This window comes from Fusicatenibacter faecihominis, assembly GCF_020686945.1.
Lineage (GTDB): Bacteria > Bacillota > Clostridia > Lachnospirales > Lachnospiraceae > Limivivens > Limivivens faecihominis.
In genome coordinates this window covers 16,429-34,300 of sequence record NZ_JAJEPR010000037.1, presented here as the reverse complement: position 1 = coordinate 34,300, position 17,872 = coordinate 16,429, and the positions used below count along the sequence as shown (strand labels likewise).

At 50.2% G+C, this 17,872-nt stretch carries 16 protein-coding genes; 5 read left to right on the top strand and 11 right to left on the bottom strand.

All coding sequences use genetic code 11. The annotated features are described in order from the left end of the window. Positions 1-172: 172 nt before the first annotated feature. The 11 genes from LKD71_RS15100 to ftsH all read right to left on the bottom strand — a co-directional run bounded on the left by LKD71_RS15100 (position 173) and on the right by ftsH (position 12,950). Positions 173-1,114, bottom strand: coding sequence for a GTP-binding protein (locus LKD71_RS15100; protein ID WP_227616072.1), 942 nt, complete (start codon positions 1,112-1,114; stop codon positions 173-175). Position 1,115: 1 nt separating this feature from the next. Continuing rightward, complete coding sequence (locus tag LKD71_RS15095) at positions 1,116-2,177, bottom strand: NAD(P)-dependent alcohol dehydrogenase (RefSeq protein ID WP_227616071.1); 1,062 nt, start codon at positions 2,175-2,177, stop codon at positions 1,116-1,118. A gap of 194 nt (positions 2,178-2,371) precedes the next feature. Continuing rightward, complete coding sequence (gene deoC, locus LKD71_RS15090; protein ID WP_227616070.1) at positions 2,372-3,052, bottom strand: deoxyribose-phosphate aldolase; 681 nt, start codon at positions 3,050-3,052, stop codon at positions 2,372-2,374. Continuing rightward, positions 3,049-3,768 carry a GntR family transcriptional regulator gene (locus LKD71_RS15085; protein ID WP_227616069.1) on the bottom strand — a complete coding sequence of 240 codons (720 nt, stop codon included), beginning with the start codon at positions 3,766-3,768 and terminating at the stop codon, positions 3,049-3,051. The genes deoC and LKD71_RS15085 overlap by 4 nt, the downstream gene beginning before the upstream one ends. Positions 3,769-4,092: 324 nt before the next feature. After that, entirely contained in the window at positions 4,093-5,808 is a 1,716-nt protein-coding gene (locus LKD71_RS15080; RefSeq protein ID WP_227616068.1) for a S8 family peptidase, read from the bottom strand. A gap of 87 nt (positions 5,809-5,895) precedes the next feature. Next, complete coding sequence (locus tag LKD71_RS15075; protein ID WP_331466482.1) at positions 5,896-6,246, bottom strand: hypothetical protein; 351 nt, start codon at positions 6,244-6,246, stop codon at positions 5,896-5,898. Beyond that, positions 6,243-6,548 carry an LbetaH domain-containing protein gene (locus LKD71_RS15070; protein WP_227616067.1) on the bottom strand — a complete coding sequence of 102 codons (306 nt, stop codon included), beginning with the start codon at positions 6,546-6,548 and terminating at the stop codon, positions 6,243-6,245. The genes LKD71_RS15075 and LKD71_RS15070 overlap by 4 nt, the downstream gene beginning before the upstream one ends. Before the next feature lie 380 nt (positions 6,549-6,928). Continuing rightward, on the bottom strand, positions 6,929-7,864 hold the full coding sequence (locus tag LKD71_RS15065; RefSeq protein WP_227616066.1) for an ROK family glucokinase: 936 nt from the start codon (positions 7,862-7,864) through the stop codon (positions 6,929-6,931). A 1-nt stretch (position 7,865) separates the two neighbouring features. Further along, positions 7,866-8,807 carry an HPr(Ser) kinase/phosphatase gene (gene hprK, locus LKD71_RS15060; protein ID WP_227616065.1) on the bottom strand — a complete coding sequence of 314 codons (942 nt, stop codon included), beginning with the start codon at positions 8,805-8,807 and terminating at the stop codon, positions 7,866-7,868. Between the two features lie 138 nt (positions 8,808-8,945). Then, positions 8,946-10,826, bottom strand: coding sequence for an excinuclease ABC subunit UvrC (uvrC, locus tag LKD71_RS15055; RefSeq protein WP_227616064.1), 1,881 nt, complete (start codon positions 10,824-10,826; stop codon positions 8,946-8,948). A gap of 75 nt (positions 10,827-10,901) precedes the next feature. Next, on the bottom strand, positions 10,902-12,950 hold the full coding sequence (gene ftsH, locus LKD71_RS15050; protein WP_227616063.1) for an ATP-dependent zinc metalloprotease FtsH: 2,049 nt from the start codon (positions 12,948-12,950) through the stop codon (positions 10,902-10,904). A 275-nt stretch (positions 12,951-13,225) separates the two neighbouring features. Between ftsH and LKD71_RS18730 the strand changes: the two genes are divergently transcribed. The 5 genes from LKD71_RS18730 to nagA all read left to right on the top strand — a co-directional run bounded on the left by LKD71_RS18730 (position 13,226) and on the right by nagA (position 17,864). After that, positions 13,226-13,696: an MFS transporter gene (locus tag LKD71_RS18730; protein WP_408611018.1), complete on the top strand. Its 471-nt coding sequence runs from the start codon at positions 13,226-13,228 to the stop codon at positions 13,694-13,696. Next, positions 13,663-14,166, top strand: coding sequence for an MFS transporter (locus LKD71_RS15040; RefSeq protein WP_227616062.1), 504 nt, complete (start codon positions 13,663-13,665; stop codon positions 14,164-14,166). Before LKD71_RS18730 ends, LKD71_RS15040 begins: the two co-directional genes overlap by 34 nt. Positions 14,167-14,267: 101 nt before the next feature. Beyond that, complete coding sequence (locus LKD71_RS15035; RefSeq protein WP_178045754.1) at positions 14,268-15,746, top strand: DUF1846 domain-containing protein; 1,479 nt, start codon at positions 14,268-14,270, stop codon at positions 15,744-15,746. Positions 15,747-15,992: 246 nt separating this feature from the next. Then, on the top strand, positions 15,993-16,733 hold the full coding sequence (gene nagB / locus LKD71_RS15030) for a glucosamine-6-phosphate deaminase (RefSeq protein ID WP_227616061.1): 741 nt from the start codon (positions 15,993-15,995) through the stop codon (positions 16,731-16,733). Between the two features lie 18 nt (positions 16,734-16,751). Next, positions 16,752-17,864 carry an N-acetylglucosamine-6-phosphate deacetylase gene (gene nagA / locus LKD71_RS15025; RefSeq protein WP_227616060.1) on the top strand — a complete coding sequence of 371 codons (1,113 nt, stop codon included), beginning with the start codon at positions 16,752-16,754 and terminating at the stop codon, positions 17,862-17,864. The last annotated feature ends 8 nt before the right edge of the window (positions 17,865-17,872 follow it).

Genomic DNA, 17,872 nt, shown 5'->3' with positions numbered 1-17,872 from the left:
CGTCGATTGACGACAACGCAGCAGATGAAAAATCAGACAAGTCAATATGGCGGTTACTTAATATTCACTGTACTAGTTGTACCTACAACCAGTTAGATGATAGTACAACTATATAAGACTGTCAAGAAAAAATGGCACGAAACAGATTCTTTCGCTGTTTCATGCCATTTTGTCACGGAGCCTTTCGGGCCATATATTTCATTTTTCTGCCCCGGGCTTCCTTTTTGAAATTTTCTTCGATGTCTTCTCTTTTTATCAGTTCCCCAATAAAGACTGCTTTTCCGGCCGTTTTCTCCTCCGCTCCGGTAACGCTGTAGCGCGAGTCCGCCACATCGAACCTGAGGAAATCCGTGCCTGCTTGAAGCTGCCCTTTGGCTCTGATGATGTTTCCATATTTTCCACGAACCATATCCTCCAGAAAGCAGAGCAGCTTTTCAGGGGTTTCCATGGAAACCGTCTCCAGGGAAAATACATCTGGAAGCTTCTCTTCCGTTTCCGCTTTCTGTATTTTCCCACCGCCCCATTCTTCTTTCAGAAAATTTTCAAATTCTTCCCGGGCCATGGATGCATAGGGATTCGTAATAATTTGGGCAGAAGGATTTATCTTTTCAATAAATTTTCGGATCCTTTCTTTTTCTTCCACACCGGACTGCTCCGTCTTGGAAACGATGACCGTACCCGCACTGGCGATCTGATCCTTATAAAGTTCCGGATACTCCTCCAGATAGCGGCCAAAGCTATAGATATCCACAATGGTCACGGGTGACAGAAGCCGGATCCTCTCATATTCGATCTGTTTCAGATTCTCTATGATTTTGCTGAGCCTTCCTACTCCCGTAGGTTCCACGATGAGATATTCCGGATCCACCGCGTTGGCGATCGTGAGGACAGAAGAGGCAAAATCCTTTTTTCCGGAGCAGCAGATACACTGCTCCGTCATTTCCCAGATATTTCCTTCTTCCGCCACATCTTTACCAAGACGCGCTCCGTCGATCCCGGCCGCCCCATATTCATTCTCAAGGATTACAAACCTTTTTCCGATATTCCGGGAGAGCCGCCTGATAAATGTCGTTTTTCCCGCGCCTAAAAAACCGGATACGATCAGGATCTTCATATCAGTCCGCAATCTTAACGATCGGTTTGATCAGATCCCTGGGTTTGTCTCTCATAAGGAAAAGAGCTTTTTCCAGATGCTCCCAGCCTTCAAAAACATGAGTACACAGAGGGCTGACATCCAGTTTTCCTGCGGAAACCAGAGCGCCCAGCTTCTCCATGCGGAGACGGCCGCCGGGCATCAGACCGCCATTGATCTGTTTGTGGCCCATGCCTACGCCCCATTCCACACGCGGAATATCGATGTTGTCGCCGGAACCAAGATAGTTGACATTACCGATCTTTCCGCCCGGTTTCAGGCATTTCACTGCCTCGGCAAAGGTCTCCACACCGCCGCCTGCGATGATGACCTTATCCACACCTTTTCCATCGGTCATATCCAGAACCTGCTGGAAAATCGGGCCGTTTTTGTAGTTTACGAAATCCGTTGCGCCGTATTTTCTGGCAGCTTCCACGCAGACCGGTCTGCTTCCTACAGCGATGATTCTGGCTGCTCCGCGCATGTTGGCGCCTGCTACGGACATCAGGCCTACCGGGCCGATTCCGATCACGAGAACCGTGTCGCCGAACTGCACATCTGCCAGCTCTACACCATGGAAACCGGTGGGAACCATATCGGAAAGCATGCAGGCGTCTACCACATTGATATTCTCCGGAAGCAGAGCCAGGTTTCCGTCTGCATCATTTACATGGAAATAATCGGAAAATACGCCGTCTTTGAAGTTGGAGAATTTCCAGCCTGCGAGCATTCCGCCGGAGTGCATGGAGTAACCGGCCTGTGCCTCGAGGGAATTCCAGTCCGGAGTGATTGCCGGAACCAGAACGCGGTCGCCGGGCTGAAAGTCTTTTACCAGCTCTCCGACTTCCACAACCTCTGCACAGCACTCATGGCCCAGGATCATGTTGTGACGGTCGCCGATAGCGCCTTCCCATAACGTATGAACATCAGAAGTACAGATTGCCACTGCCAGCGGACGGCAGATCGCATCCAGCGGTCCGCATTTCGGACGCTCTTTTTCAATCCATGCAGACTCACCAATTTTCAGCATTGCATAACCTTTCATATTCAGTTCTCCTTTCAGATTGTTAATAAATTGTCATTTCCTGTACTTCACAATATATCACTAATAGGTGTTTATTTCAACAAAAAGGTTGTGGAAAAATATCTAATTTTTTCATGACCTTTTTGGCTATCCTGCATAATAGGTTATCAATACATAACTTTTTAATGTCTTGTGGAACAGTGGCTGCCGAATCGTTACATCCATCTTTCCATAAGAGTTTCAGCCGACTTCATTCCAAGGCCGAAACGACTGCAGCCGACTCTCTGCATCTCCCGGATCGTCACGAGGGTGCGGACACCTCCGGCCGCTTTGATCCGGATTCTTCCTTTTGCCGCTTCACTCATGATCCGTACCTGCTCCACGGTGGAAGGATATTCCGGATACCAGCCGGTGCTGGTCTTCGCATAATCCGCTCTGGCTTCTATGCACAGTTCCACTGCCTGGCGGATCTCCGCTTCCGTCAGATGCGGCGCTTCTATGATTACTTTGAGAATGGCCGCCGGAATGGCTTCCCTCACAGCAGTCAGTTCTTCCTTTATATAAGAAAACTCCTGGCTTTTAAGCGCTGTAAGGTTCATGACCATATCCACTTCCTCGCAGCCTGTCTCCCAGAGTTCTTTTGCCTGTCTCTTTTTCTGCTCTATGGTATCTCCGCCTCCGGGAAAGCTCACCACGCCGCCCGTATGAATCTCCCTACAGTCTCTCAGCCGTTCCGCCACATGAGCGCTGAATGCAGGCAGAGTAAAAACCGCGGCAAACCCGTATTTTTTCGCGATTTCTATCATCTCGTCGATCTCTTTCAGCGTATGAAAGGCCTGCACACAGCTGATGTCGATCTGTCCTGCCAGTTTTATTCTTTCCACTTCATCCGTCATTTACTCCGTCCTTTTCCTGAGATTTCAATCTCATATTTTCTTCCGATGATCCGTACATGGTCGATGCTCACCGGTTTGTCCTGATAATAAGTGATGCGGTGTACCACCAGAAGCGCATCCTTCGGCTCTGTTTTCAGGACCTGCGCCTCCATAAAGGTCGCTGTTTTCGCTGAGATCCGGTCTCTGGTTCCATCGATCTGGAGCCCGTATTTTTCCTCCAGGAACTGATACAGCGCTACAAACTCATTCTGAAATTCCTCGATTTTCGGAACCCGTTTGTACTCGATATAGTTTTCCATCAGTGTCACCGGCTCTCCGTCCGCCAGCTGCAGCCGCTGAATCCTTGCCACCCTGGTGCCTTCCGGAATTTCCAGTTCATTTGCCGTCTGTTTATCCGCCTCGATCACATCGATCAGCATATCTCCGGTGGTCACTTCATAACCTTTTTTCCTCAGAGCCTCCGTCACGGACGTGACCTTATTGTAATTCTGGATGGCCTTGTGATCCAGCACTCTGGTTCCACGCCCCTGACGAACTTCCACCATCCCCTCTTTCGCCAGAATTTTGACCGCGTTCCTTATCGTCGTCCGGCTTACCTGATAGATTTCCTCCAGTTCATATTCCTTCGGCAGAAAACCTCCCACCGGATAGGTTCCTTTCTGGATCTCGTTTTTTAATCGGTTGTAAATTTTTATATAAGCTGGTGCGTTTTTCATCTCTTCTCCTCCCGGAATCTCATTCCCTTTCGCTTTTTTTCCAGTATAACATATCGGGGATAAATGTTAGTTAAAAAATGAGCTTACATTTGAAAAAGAAATATGTTATACTGGCTGACATTGAGAAAAATTACATAAATGGAAATAAAAAACGACATTAAATATCGTCGCAGCCCCTGTCTGATAGCTGCGGCATATTTTGTGTCGTTTTTCTATTTCTAAGGAAAAGGAGAAAATTAAAACTTTCAAATACTAAGAACCAGTAGAAATCAACGGCACTTCCCAAACAGGTGGCGTCGTTTTCATCAATCTTTTCTGTAACTTTCACCTCCCAGGAAGACTCTCCTCCGCACAAAGCACTCCATACCCCAATCGCTGATCCGGGTAAGTTTTGACAGCGGGAATGGGACGGGCGCCTTTGAGGAGATAGGCTTTGAGTTTGGAGCCGTAGAGGTAGGGATCGCGGCCATCAATCAGCCCCCACTGCATGAGGAGGGCGGCTGAGCCAGAGACAAAAGGCGTGGCAAAGGAAGTGCCGGTCCGGGGGGCGTAGCCTCCGCCGGGGGCTGTGGTCATGATGTTAACACCAGGGGCTGAGAGGTCCGGTTTGATGTTACGCCCATCCCTCGTATAGCCCCGCCCGGAAAAGGAAGCGTAGGTCATCAGCCGGGAATCATAGGCTCCCACAGAGATCACTTTCCCGGCGGTGGAGGGAATCGTCAGGGTTGTGTCCGGATCTGGCCGGTAAAAATAGGTGTCCTGGTTCCGTTCCTCCCGGGCTGGAAGCCAGAGGTCATAACGGCCTTCTGTGATTTTTTCCGGTGTCAGGCGGATTTTCCAGATGCCGCTGTCAATGTATTTTTCTACAGGCAGAAAATCCATATAAATCTCCTGAACCAAGCTGTATGGGCTTGGTTCTCCGTAATAGATCAGAAGCTCCGTTCCACTGGCCCGATATCGCTGACTTCCCATATTTTCCTGGAAAGGGCCAATGGCCACACCTTCCGGTGCGATCAACGAGACAGAAAAGTTATCCACATAGGACTTCCAGAGCTGGATATTTGTCCCCGTTTCGTACTCTCCAATCGCCAGTTCCAGTGTTTTTTCTTCTCCTTCCGTCAGCCAGCCGCCCGTATGACCGCCGGCATCCCCTTCATTTCCGGTTCCTGCCACAATAGAACTTCTGCCGTAAGCGGAAATGTCATCCAGGAAAGTTTCAAGAAGGGAGGTTCCGTCATGGGACCCATATCCATTCCCAAAGCTTAAATTGATCACCAGCGGCATGGATAGCTCCAGAGCTTTCCGGACCGCATAATCCACGCCCTGCATCAGTTCTGTTGTCCTCGGAAAAGAATCCGGTCTGGGAATCCCCAGTTTCACTACCAGAAGCTCGCTCTCCGGCGCCACGCCCCGATATCTTCCACTGGAAGCCCTTCCATTTCCGGCCGCAATCCCCGCGACTGCGGTTCCGTGACCGGAAAGATCCCGGCTCAGGACCTGATTTTCCCGTAGAGACTGATTTAACTCTTCCTGGGTAAATTCACTTCCGATCCGATAGCCTTTTGGCGGCGTTCCTTCTGCCGTCTGATCCCACAGAGCCAGAAGCCGGGTACTTCCGTCAGCATTCCGAAAATCCGGATGAGTATAGTCAATGCCGCTGTCGATGATTGCCAGCAGTACACCTTTTCCACTTAGTCCCAGAGGAGCTCTTGAAAGCCCGTTAATACAGGAGGCTGCCCTTCCCTGATTAACAGTGAAGGACAGCCTCTTTGGTTTTTCAATATATTCCACCTGTACCTGAGCCGCCAGCCAGGGAATCAGCTCCTGACGGATCGTCACAATAGCGTATTCATTGACCAGCGGGGTGAATACCGCCCCTTCCCGCTCCAGCTCTGTGAGATCTCCATTGTATTTGATGATGAGATCCCAGGTATTATCCGCCCGGTCGTAGCCTTCCGAGAGCCGCTCCGAGCGCTCCAGCTCCTCCGACGTGGCATCCAGCGCCAGATTCAGGAGATTTTCAAGCTTTTGATCGTTCATAACTTACCGCCTGATGCAGCATTCATTCCAATATATGCCTGACCAGCAGGGAGAATGAAAAAGCCTTTATCTCCGTCCCTATTGGTTCTATATTTTAAATAACTTTTTTGCTTTTACTGCTGTAAATTGGATCATTGGTCCTGAAATAAGAATGGTTACAATCGTACATACGCCGAACTTTCCGCCTAACAGAACTCCGGCAACCACCATCACAAGATCCAGTATCATCCGTACTGTTTTTACCTGCCAGCCGTTCTTTTCCGCAAGTGAAAAGGTTAAGGCCTCATAGGAACCGCGTCCCAGTGAAGCAGCTGCATAAAATCCGGTTCCAACTGCAAAAAGCAGGACTCCCAATAGCATAATCAGCGCATTTACCCACACATGAATGCTGTACACATGCGTATTTGCGAACAGATCAACGCAGAAACTATATATCACCTGACTAAAACTTCCCACACCATATCGGTGTGGGAAGTTTTAGTCAGGCAGTTATAGTTTGCAAAAAAATTCTCGCCCACCTCAATATGAGAGCCATAGTCACAGTAAAACGGAGGATTGACCGTGCAGTCTTTTCCTGTCTTGCCAAAAAGATCCTTTACGGTTTCTGCTACTCCATCAAAATCGGAGCGATCCATAAAGTTAAGTTTCTGCAATTTCTTTCTGCAAACACTCTGTTCTTCCATAATCGCTTCGTCAGCAACATACAAAAGCTGCATGTCTCTTCTTTTTTTCATATCCATAATTTAATGCTCCATTTCTATGATGCCAGGGTCAAAAGCTCAAAAAGCCGTTCGTGCTTGCACGATAAGGCTTTTGAACTTGGGACCCGCCAAACATGAGAAAGTAGCGATTTACGCAGTAAATCAGCGGATTTCGAATGTTTGTAGGTGCTGTGTGCCAGTGGCACACGTTTAGCACCGACCGAAGCGGAGCGTAGACCTTGCGTGAGCTGCCTTGCAGCGGAGCAATTCGTAGGCATCAGTTGGGGGCAAAATACCTTTTGACCCCAACATCTTTCTATTGGATTTGTAAAATACAAAACCAGCTATTTTTCATCAGATACCTATAATATAAAAGCAGGGTCCTGCAAAGAAGACCCTGCCTGAAACTCATAACCTATTTAGCCCAATACCAGTTTTGCAGCTCCGCAGATACCTGCGTCGTTGCCCAGCTCAGCCAGTGCGAAGGCACAGTCGCGGCTGCCCTGGAAGACATATTTCTTGTAATATTTCTCTATATAGTCGAGAATGATCTTACCAGCCTTGGAAACGCCGCCGCCAATAACGTAAACCTCGGGGTCTACCACGCCGGCAACAACAGCCAGAGCGGTTCCCAGATATTTACCGAATTTCTCGGCAACTTCCATAGCCAGCTCGTCGCCTGCTTTTACAGCGTCGAAAACGGATTTTGCAGTCACTTCCTCGTTTCTCAGTACGGAGGGTTTGTCGGTGGCAGCCAGCATACGGTTTGCCAGACGGACAATGCCGGTAGCGCTGGCGTACTGCTCCAGGCAGCCCTGATTTCCACAGTTACAGGACTCGTGCTCGTCATCCTCCACATGCACATGGCCGATCTCTCCGCCTGCACCGTGGGTTCCGGTCACGATCTTTCCATTGACGATGATTCCGCCGCCGACACCGGTTCCGAGGGTTACCATGACAACGTTGTGGTAGCCGGCTCCGCCGCCCTTCCACATTTCACCGAGAGCTGCCACATTGGCGTCATTTCCAGCTTTTACGGTCAGGCCGGTGAGCTTCTCCAGTTCTTTTTCCAGCTCTACATAACCCCAGTGAAGGTTTACGGCACAGATGACTGCACCCTCCTCATTGACCGGTCCCGGGATGCCGACGCCCACACCGGCGATCGTGTCGCGGGCGATGCCTTTTTCCTGGATCTTTGCATCGATAGTGGCAGCCACATCCGGAAGGATGTTCACGCCATTATTTTCCGTTCTTGTGGGGATCTCCCATTTCTCCAGAATGTCGCCTTTTACATTGAAAAGACCACATTTTACCGTTGTTCCTCCGATATCAATACCAAAACAATACTCTTTCATCTTATTCTTCCTCCGGATTTCTTTTTCTTGTAAGAGATGCCTGTACACGGTTGTACAGCTCTTTGGCAGCGTTGTAGCCCATCTTCTTCTGACGGTGGTTGACAGCCGCACATTCTACGATGACAGCCAGGTTACGGCCCGGACGGATCGGCAGGGAATGGCAGACTACCTTGTTTCCAAGGAACTCCGTGTACTCCTCCTCAAGACCCATGCGGTCGTATTCTCTGTTTTTATCCCACTCTTCCATCTTGATGACAAGATCAATGGACTGAGTGTCCTTAACGCTCTCGACACCGAACAGGGTCTTCACGTCGATGATGCCGATGCCGCGAAGCTCGATAAAATGCCGGGTGATGTCCGGCGCGCTTCCCACCAGGGTATCGTCGCTGACACGGCGGATCTCCACCACGTCATCGCTGACGAGACGGTGGCCTCGCTTGATCAGCTCCAGAGCAGCCTCGCTCTTGCCAATGCCGCTCTCGCCCATGATCAGAACACCCTCGCCGTAAACATCCACCAATACGCCATGGATGGAAATACAGGGAGCCAGCTCCACATTCAGACGGCGGATGATCTCTGCCATGAAAGATGTGGTGGTCTTATGTGCCGTAAAAATAGGAATGTTCCGCTCAATGGCCATCCGGAGCATATCCTCATCCGGCGTGGTCTTCGTGGTGTAGATCAAACAGGGCATATCATAGGAAAGAAACTGCTCGTAAACTTCCAGCCTTCTCTCCCGGCTTAAGTGCTCCAGATAGGTGTACTCTACATATCCGATGATCTGAACACGTTTGGAATCAAAATGATCAAAATATCCTGTCAGCTGCAGAGCCGGACGGTTGATCTCCGGCAATGTGATGCGGATCTTGCCGATATCCACTTCCGGCGTCACATTTTTCAAGTCCAGCTGCTCGACAATCTTTGATAATGCTACACTTCCCATGCCTTTTCTCCTTTTCTTCAGATCGCAGGCACGACGCTTTCCGCTGTCATGCCGCCTACGAAATTGCTTCGCCGCAAAGCGGCACATGCAATTCTGCATGACATCAGTCTACCATAATTTGCCGGTACGTTCAACGGATTATTCCTCGTTTTCTTTACACTTTTTATGAAAAAATTCATATACTCTCCGGGCGCTCTGTTCATTCATGGAGGGGGCTTTTTTCAGTTCTTCCACCTCTGCTTCCCGGATTGCCTCCAGACTCTGGAATGTCCGCATGAGGGATTTTCTCCGGGTTGGCCCGATGCCTTCGATATCATCCAGAATGGAATGTACCTGTTCCTTGCTTCGAAGAGACCGGTGATACTCGATCGCAAACCGGTGCGCTTCGTCCTGGATCCGTGTGATCAAACGGAACCCCTCGCTGTTTGTATCAATGGGAATCTCCACATTATGGAAATAGAGTCCTCTGGTCCGGTGATTGTCATCCTTTACCATACCGCAGACCGGAATTTTCAGGTTCAGCCTGTCCAGAACCCGCAGCGCCACATTCACCTGACCTCTGCCGCCGTCCATCATGATGAGATCCGGGAAAATGCTGAATTTTCCAAATTCTTTTTCTAGAGCCGCCTCTTTGATCTCCGCCTGTTCATCCAGTCCATGGGAAAAACGCCGGGTCAGCACTTCTTCCATACTGGCGTAATCATCCGGTCCCTGAACCGTCTGGATCTTAAATTTCCGGTAATCGCTGCGTTTTGGCTTCCCCCGTTCATAAACGACCATGGAACCAACCGACTCAAAACCGCTGATATTGGAGATATCGTAGGCTTCCACCCTGGTCAGTTCCGGAAGCTGAAGCCATTCAGCGATTTCCTTCATGGCTCCTATGGTCCTTCCTTCTTCTTTTTTCATCCGGTCCTTATCCTGGCTCAGGATCATGGCCGCATTTTTCCCTGCCAGTTCCACAAGCTTTTCCTTGGTTCCTTTTTTCGGCACCCGGAGGTAAACTTTCCCGCCACGCTTGGCAGAAAGCCAGTCACTGACTACCTGCTCATCCTCCACCTCACAGGGCAGCATGATCTCTCTCGGGATAAAAGGCGTTCCCGCATAAAACTGGGTAAGAAAGCTTCCCACAATATCCCGTTCCGTATCCTGCGGAGCTACCCTGAGGAAAAAATGATCCCTTCCGATCATCCTTCCATCACGGACGAAAAACAGCTGCACGACGGCATCCGTATCCTGAATGTCCACGCCGATGATGTCCTTGTCCTCCCCGTCGCTGACTGTGATTTTCTGCTTCTGGGCCACCTGTTTCACGCTGTTCAAGAGCTCCCGCTGCTCGATGGCCGTCTCAAATTCCAGATTTTCTGCCGCTTCATTCATCCGTTCCGTGATAAGCTTCATGATGGGTTCATAATTCCCGTTCAGAAAATCCATCGCCTCACTGACATTTTTCCGGTATTCTTCTTTTGAAATATATCCCTGACAGGGAGCCTTGCACTGATGGATATGATAATTCAGACAAGGTCTCTCTTTTCCGATATCCCGCGGCAGATTCCGCTGACAGGAACGGATCTTATAAACCTTTCGCAGAAGTTCGATCGTATCCTTCACGGCCCCGGCACTGGTATAAGGTCCAAAATACCGGCTCTTGTCTTTGTTCATGGATCTGGAAAAAAGGATCCGCGGATACTCTTCCTGTACCGTCACTTTGATAAACGGATAGGTTTTGTCATCTTTCAGCATGGTATTGTATTTCGGACGATGCTCTTTGATCAGATTACACTCCAGAACCAGTGCTTCCAGTTCCGAATCGGTCACAATATACTCAAAACGCCGAATCCTGGTCACCATCTGATCGATCTTGGCTCCCTTGTTCCTGCTGGCCTGAAAATACTGCCGCACCCGGTTTTTCAGAGAAACGGCCTTTCCAACATAGATAATGGCATCCTTCTCATCATGCATAATGTAGACGCCGGGCTTTCCCGGCAGCTTTTTCAGTTCTTCCTGAATATCAAACATCTCTGTCCTCCTGTCAGAAAAGGCCGCCGGTCCGGAGGATCTCTCCAGACGGCAGCCCTTGGAATCGACTGTGTCTTACACGGTTGTATCTTCTTTATTTTCTATGGTTTCCGGCGCCGGAACGTTCCTGGAAATCTCAGTCTCCGCTTCTGTCCCGGAAGTCTCCGGTTCGGAATCATCCGCCTTCGTTTCAGTCTCTTTGACCTCTGCCGCCTCGCTCGCGCTCTCCGGCTGATCCTCTTTCTCCACCTGATCAAAGATCTCCATAAATTCCTTACCGGAAATGGTTTCCTTTTTGATCAGGAACTCTGCGATCTGATCCAGTGCCTTCCGATGCTCCGTCAGAAGACGTTTCGCCTCATCGTAGGACTCCTGAAGAACCTTCCGCACTTCCTCGTCCACCTCTGCGGCAGTGACATCACTGCAGTTCATGACCGTCCGGTCATCCAGATACTGGTTTGCTGAGATCTCCAGTCCCATAAGACCGAATTTCTTTGACATACCATACTGCGTCACCATGGCCCTGGCGATCTTTGTCGCCTGCTCGATATCATTGGAAGCGCCTGTGGTCACAGAATCAAAAACGATCTCTTCTGCCGCACGGCCACCCACACACTCCACCAGACGGGCACGAAGCTCATCCTCGGAACTTAAATATTTCTCTTCCTCCGGCACATTCATAACGTACCCAAGTGCTCCCATGGTCCTGGGAACAATGGTGATCTTCTGCACCGGCTCGGAATGCTTCTGAAGTGCACTCACAAGTGCATGTCCCACTTCATGATAAGAAACGATCTCCCGTTCCTTCTGGCTCAGAATCTTGTTTTTCTTCTCTTTACCGACGAGAACCACTTCCACTGCCTCAAAAAGATCTTTCTGGGATACCCGGTTACGGCCTTTCTTGACTGCCAGAATTGCCGCCTCATTGATCATGTTCGCCAGATCAGAACCGACAGCTCCGCTGGTGGCAAGTGCGATCTCTTCAAAATTAACGGTCTCATCCAGATGAACATTCTTCGCATGCACTTTGAGGATATCCACACGCCCCTTAAGATCCGGACGATCTACAATGACTCTCCGGTCAAAACGGCCAGGGCGGAGAAGGGCGGAATCCAGTACCTCCGGACGGTTGGTTGCCGCCAGGATCAGGAGCCCACTGGAGGTATCAAAGCCATCCATCTCTGCCAGAAGCTGATTCAGCGTCTGTTCCCGTTCGTCGTTTCCACCACCGTACCGGCTGTCACGGCTTTTACCAATCGCATCGATCTCATCGATAAAAATGATGCACGGGGCATTTTTCTTCGCCTCATCAAAGAGTTCGCGGACACGGGATGCACCTACACCGACAAACATTTCCACGAAATCAGAACCGGAAATGGAAAAGAAAGGCACATGTGCCTCACCGGCTACCGCCTTCGCCAGAAGCGTCTTACCGGTTCCCGGAGGCCCGACAAGAAGTGCTCCTTTGGGAAGCTTGGCTCCAATGGTCGTATACTTTCCGGGATTTTCCAGAAAATCCACCACTTCCTGAAGAGATTCCTTCGCTTCATCCTGTCCTGCCACATCTTTGAAGGTTACGCCTGTCTCCTTCTGGGAATAAACCTTTGCTTTGTTTTTTCCCACATTCATGACACCTCCGCCGCCGGCCATTTTCCGCATGATGAAACCAAATGCCACCCATACAAGGACCAGAGGGATCACCAGACTTAAAATATTGTAGAGGATCGCTCCCGTCACATCCGGGATCTCCTGTGTGTAGTCCACACCGGCTGCTTCCAGCTTCTGCTGCAGATTGTCATCTGCCATCACACCTGTATAATAGGTCAGCTCCATCCCAGGGAAAGGCTGGTTTTTCGGTGTGATCTCAATCTCGCTGGACTGGATGATCACCTTATCCACTTCTCCGTTTTCCAGCATCTTCATGAACTGATTATAAGTGATCTCCTTTTCCGTGGAGTCCTTGAGTATCCCGTTCATAAAATTTACCAGAAGAAGCACTACCAGGGAAATCACTAGAAAAATCAGAATGGTCTGACCGTTCTTCGTTCCCTTGCCATTCCGGTTATTATTTTGATCGCCTGGTCTCTGATCAGGGTCTCCGCCAGGTATTTGATTATGGTTCATTTTTTCCCTCCTAAAAACTAATCTCTTCCATTATAAAGATTGTTCTTCCAGAAATCAATAGACAGATTTCAAATTGTTTTCTTGACCTTCATCTTTATTTCACTCCCGGAAGTACACTTTCCAACACTTCCATCAAGGATCTGGCTCCGACCATTGCCAAGCTCCTGGGCGCACTGCCTGACAAAGATTGGGAGGGACAGAGTTTATTTTGAATTTATCACCTTTTAAAACAAAAGCCTCCGCACTTACCCTGCTTTTCCAAAAGCCAGCTCTCCATGGCACTCACCGGAAGTTTTATTACCTACGGCGCAGGTCAGCTGGTAAGCGGCGTTCTGGGGGACCACATTTCTCCAAAAAAACTCATTTTCCTCGGATTGAGCCTGACTGTCCTGATGAACCTTTGTATTCCGTTCTGTCGGAATCCTTACCAGATGCTTGTTGTCTGGTGTTTCAACGGCTTTGCCCAGAGCTTTCTCTGGCCGCCTCTGATCTCTTTCTGTGGGTGGCGGACTGTTTTTTTCTTTTCTGCCATCTGCGGAATCATCATGATTCTGGTTTGGAACCGATATTGTGAGGACGCACCGGTTATTTCCATAGAAAACGCTTCCATCCAGGGCAGTTCACAGAAAAATTCTTTCTTAAGTCCGCTGCTTCTATGTATCATGCTCACCATTGTTCTCCAGGGAATGCTTCGGGATGGGTCACCACCTGGATGCCCTCTTATATTTCCGAAACCTACCATCTGAGCCACGCAGCTGCAATTCTCACAGGTGTCCTGCTTCCTCTTTTCGGTCTCCTCTGCATCCAGGCCGCTTCCACTCTGTATATCCGGAAGTTTTCCAACCCCCTTTCCTGTGCGGGAGTCTTCTTCTTCACCGGGACCCTGTCCTCTCTGGCACTTTTTTGTTCCACCGGAAAAAATGCCGCTTTTTCGGTTTTCTTTTCCGCCCTTCTCACTGGCTGTATGCACGGCGTCAACCTGATCCAGGTTTGTATGATCCCGCCTTTTTTCAAAAAGCAGGGAAATGTATCCACTGTATCCGGAGTTTTAAACTCCTGTACCTACATCGGAAGTGCGACTTCCACCTATGGCATTGCCGTCCTTTCCGACCGGATTGGTTGGAGCTCCACTCTTCTGATCTGGGTTCTCCTGACATTTGCCGGCACTCTCATCTGCATAGCATGCGCCCGGCCCTGGCGAAAAAAATTCTTGTAAAAAACTATGGAAAAATACCGCGCCCTTGTGTATACTAAAAATAATGGAGTCAATTTTTTGGGCTCTAAATTTCGTAAAAGAAGAATGGGAATGAATAACAGATGAAAATTGGATTTGACAACGACAAATATCTGAAAATGCAGTCCGAACATATCCGTGAACGGATCAATCAGTTCGGTAACAAGCTTTACATGGAGTTCGGCGGAAAGCTTTTTGACGATTATCATGCTTCCCGTGTTCTTCCCGGTTTTGCGCCGGACAGCAAGCTGCGCATGCTCATGCAGCTCTCTGACCAGGCTGAGATCGTCATCGTGATCAGTGCCGGTGACATTGAGAAAAACAAAGTCCGTGGTGATCTTGGCATCACCTACGCCACCGATGTGCTTCGTCTCATCGACGTATTCAAGGACCGCGGCCTCTATGTAGGAAGCGTAGCCATCACCCAATATTCCGGTCAGCGGGCAGCCGACGCCTTCAAGCAGCGCCTGAATGACCTGGGCATCAAGGTCTACACCCTCTACAATATCGAAGGTTATCCCAGCAACATCCCTCTCATCGTCAGCGACGAGGGCTACGGCAAAAACGAATACATCGAGACCACCCGTCCTTTGGTTGTCATCACCGCCCCGGGACCGGGCAGCGGAAAAATGGCCGCCTGCCTCTCTCAGCTCTACCATGAGCACAAACGCGGCATCCCCGCCGGTTATGCGAAATTTGAGACCTTCCCGATCTGGAACATCCCCCTCAAGCATCCGGTGAACCTGGCCTACGAGGCAGCCACCGCTGATCTGAACGATGTGAACATGATCGACCCCTTCCACCTGGAAGCTTATGGAAAAACTACCGTCAACTACAACCGTGACGTTGAAATTTTCCCCGTACTGAACGAGATCTTTACACAGATTTACGGCGAAAGCCCCTACAAATCCCCGACAGATATGGGCGTAAACATGGCCGGAAACTGCATCATCGACGATGAGGCCTGCCAGGAAGCTTCCCGCCAGGAGATCATCCGCCGTTACTACAACGCCATGGCCGCCAGAAAGACCGGCAGAAGCTCTGAGTCCGAGGTCTTCAAGCTTGAACTTCTCATGAAGCAGGCCGGCGTCACTGTTCATGACCGCAAAGTCGTTGACGCAGCCCTCTCCTACGCAGAGGAGACCGGCGGCCCCGCAGCAGCTCTGGAGCTGGACAACGGAAAAATGATCCTCGGAAAAACCTCCGATCTTCTGGGCGCTCTCTCCGCCGTTCTCTTAAACTCCTTAAAAGAGCTCGCCGGCATCGACCGTCATTACCATGTAATCTCCCCCGCTGCCATCGAACCAATTCAGCTTCTCAAGACCGAGTATCTGGGCAGTTACAACCCGAGACTTCACACGGATGAGGTGCTCATCGCCCTCTCCACCACAGCCGCTTCCGACAAAGCAGCCCTCAAGGCTCTGGAACAGCTCTCCAAGCTCTCCGGCTGTCAGGCTCACACTTCCGTGATGCTCTCCGAGGTGGATATCAAGATCTTCAAGCGTCTGGGCATCCAGCTCACGATGGAGCCGCGCTATGAGAACGACCACATCTACCACTGATGGGTGAACATTAGTGAACATTTCACTTTACAGCTGTCCGCCGCGAAAAACGGGCAGCTGTTTTTTATCTGTTTTACCCGATTTTTTCACACTTTTCACGAAACTTTACCTGGGATTTCTTCTGGCTTTTCCGATACGAAAGTGAAAATTTTTTGTCCGAAAGTGTCCACAAGTTTGTTTGCATTTTTTACATCCATGGTATACAATAAAGACAGCAAAAACGAGAGTCCAAAGGAGAAGATTACTATGAGAATCATCAAAGCAAAAGATTACGACGATATGAGCAGAAAGGCAGCCAACATCATGGCTTCCGTTATCACCCTGGATCCGAGCTGCACCCTGGGTCTGGCAACCGGTTCCACCCCCATCGGCCTTTACAAAAACCTCATCGCTGCCTATGAGAACGGCAATCTGGATTTCTCCAAGGTTCACAGCATCAACCTCGACGAGTACAAAGGCCTCTCCGGTGACAACGACCAGAGCTATCGTTATTTCATGAATCATAACCTTTTCGACTATGTCAACATCGACAAGGCAAACACCAACGTTCCCAACGGACTGGAGCCGGATTCTGACAAAGCCTGCGAGGCTTACAATGAGATCATCCACGCTGCAGGCGGCATCGACATTCAGCTGCTGGGGCTTGGACGCAACGGCCATATCGGTTTCAACGAGCCCTGCGACCATTTCCCGAAGGAGACTCACTGCGTAGATCTGACCGCCAGCACCATCGACGCCAACAAACGTTTCTTCGAGAAAGAGGAGGACGTTCCCCGTCAGGCATACACCATGGGTATCCAGACCATCATGCAGGCCAAGAAAGTGCTTCTGGTAGCCAGCGGCGCAGACAAGGCTGACGCTCTTGCAAAGACCATCGAGGGACCGGTTACTCCGGAGGTTCCCGCTTCCATCCTTCAGTTCCATCCGGATGTTACCATCGTAGCTGACGAAGCTGCTCTTTCCCTAGTAAAAGGAAACATCGACTGATAAAAGGAGTTTAAACCTATGATTATCAAGAACGCTTCCGTTTTCCAGGAAGACGGAACTTTTAAAACACAGGATATTTACATCGAGGGTGACAAAATCGCCGAGAACGGCAGCGGCGACGTGCTGGATGCCGACGGCCTGATTGCGATCCCGGGGCTTACTGATATCCATTTCCACGGCTGCATGCGGAATGATTTCTGCGACGGCACCACCGAGGCCATCCAGGCCCTGGCTGACTACGAACTTTCCGTGGGTGTCACCACCATCTGCCCCGCTACGATGACTTTCAGCGAGGAGATCCTCTCCGGCATCATGAAGGCTGCTGCTTCCTTTGAGAACAAGACCGGCGCTGAGCTGGTCGGCATCAATATGGAGGGTCCCTTTATCTCCCCGGCTAAAAAAGGTGCTCAGAACGGCATCTACATCCACAACCCGGATGTCGGCATGTTCCGCCGTCTCCAGGAGATCTCCGGCGGACTCATCAAACTCTGTGACATTGCTCCGGAGCAGGATGGTTCCATGGAGTTCATCGACGAGCTGAAAGATGAGGTAGGCATCTCCATCGCCCACACCACGGCTGACTATGATATCGCCAAGGAAGCTTACGACCGCGGCGCTCGTCATGCCACCCATCTCTACAACGCGATGCCGCCCTTCTCTCACAGAGCTCCCGGCGTTGTCGGCGCAGCCTGCGACAGTGACCATGTCTGCGTCGAGCTGATCTGTGACGGCGTTCATCTCCACCCGGCTACCGTACGCACCACCTTCAAGATGTTCGGTGACGACCGCATCTGCCTCATCAGCGACAGCATGATGGCAACCGGTCTTTCCGACGGAGACTATTCTCTGGGTGGACAGCCTGTAAAAGTAGTCGGAAACCTGGCTACCCTGGCTGACGGCACCATCGCCGGAAGCGCCACCAACCTCATGGACTGCATGCGTACCGCAGTCAAGAAAATGGGCATTCCTCTGGGAAGCGCAGTCAAATGTGCCGCTGTGAATACCGCAAAGGCCATCGGCATCTACGATACCTACGGCAGCATCACCCCGGGCAAGAAAGCCAACATCGTTCTCCTCGATCAGGACCTCAATATGAAACACCTGATCTTCAAAGGCGAGCTTCAGAAATAAAGCGCAGC

Bases quoted from the DNA above. Each gene is read 5' to 3' on its own strand.
- LKD71_RS15100 (WP_227616072.1), bottom strand. From the start codon at position 1,114: ATGAAGATCCTGATCGTATCCGGTTTTTTAGGCGCGGGAAAAACGACA.
- LKD71_RS15095 (WP_227616071.1), bottom strand. From the start codon at position 2,177: ATGAAAGGTTATGCAATGCTGAAAATTGGTGAGTCTGCATGGATTGAA.
- deoC (WP_227616070.1), bottom strand. From the start codon at position 3,052: ATGACGGATGAAGTGGAAAGAATAAAACTGGCAGGACAGATCGACATC.
- LKD71_RS15085 (WP_227616069.1), bottom strand. From the start codon at position 3,768: ATGAAAAACGCACCAGCTTATATAAAAATTTACAACCGATTAAAAAAC.
- LKD71_RS15080 (WP_227616068.1), bottom strand. From the start codon at position 5,808: ATGAACGATCAAAAGCTTGAAAATCTCCTGAATCTGGCGCTGGATGCC.
- LKD71_RS15070 (WP_227616067.1), bottom strand. From the start codon at position 6,548: ATGGATATGAAAAAAAGAAGAGACATGCAGCTTTTGTATGTTGCTGAC.
- LKD71_RS15065 (WP_227616066.1), bottom strand. From the start codon at position 7,864: ATGAAAGAGTATTGTTTTGGTATTGATATCGGAGGAACAACGGTAAAA.
- hprK (WP_227616065.1), bottom strand. From the start codon at position 8,807: ATGGGAAGTGTAGCATTATCAAAGATTGTCGAGCAGCTGGACTTGAAA.
- uvrC (WP_227616064.1), bottom strand. From the start codon at position 10,826: ATGTTTGATATTCAGGAAGAACTGAAAAAGCTGCCGGGAAAGCCCGGC.
- ftsH (WP_227616063.1), bottom strand. From the start codon at position 12,950: ATGAACCATAATCAAATACCTGGCGGAGACCCTGATCAGAGACCAGGC.
- LKD71_RS18730 (WP_408611018.1), top strand. From the start codon at position 13,226: ATGGCACTCACCGGAAGTTTTATTACCTACGGCGCAGGTCAGCTGGTA.
- LKD71_RS15040 (WP_227616062.1), top strand. From the start codon at position 13,663: ATGCCCTCTTATATTTCCGAAACCTACCATCTGAGCCACGCAGCTGCA.
- LKD71_RS15035 (WP_178045754.1), top strand. From the start codon at position 14,268: ATGAAAATTGGATTTGACAACGACAAATATCTGAAAATGCAGTCCGAA.
- nagB (WP_227616061.1), top strand. From the start codon at position 15,993: ATGAGAATCATCAAAGCAAAAGATTACGACGATATGAGCAGAAAGGCA.
- nagA (WP_227616060.1), top strand. From the start codon at position 16,752: ATGATTATCAAGAACGCTTCCGTTTTCCAGGAAGACGGAACTTTTAAA.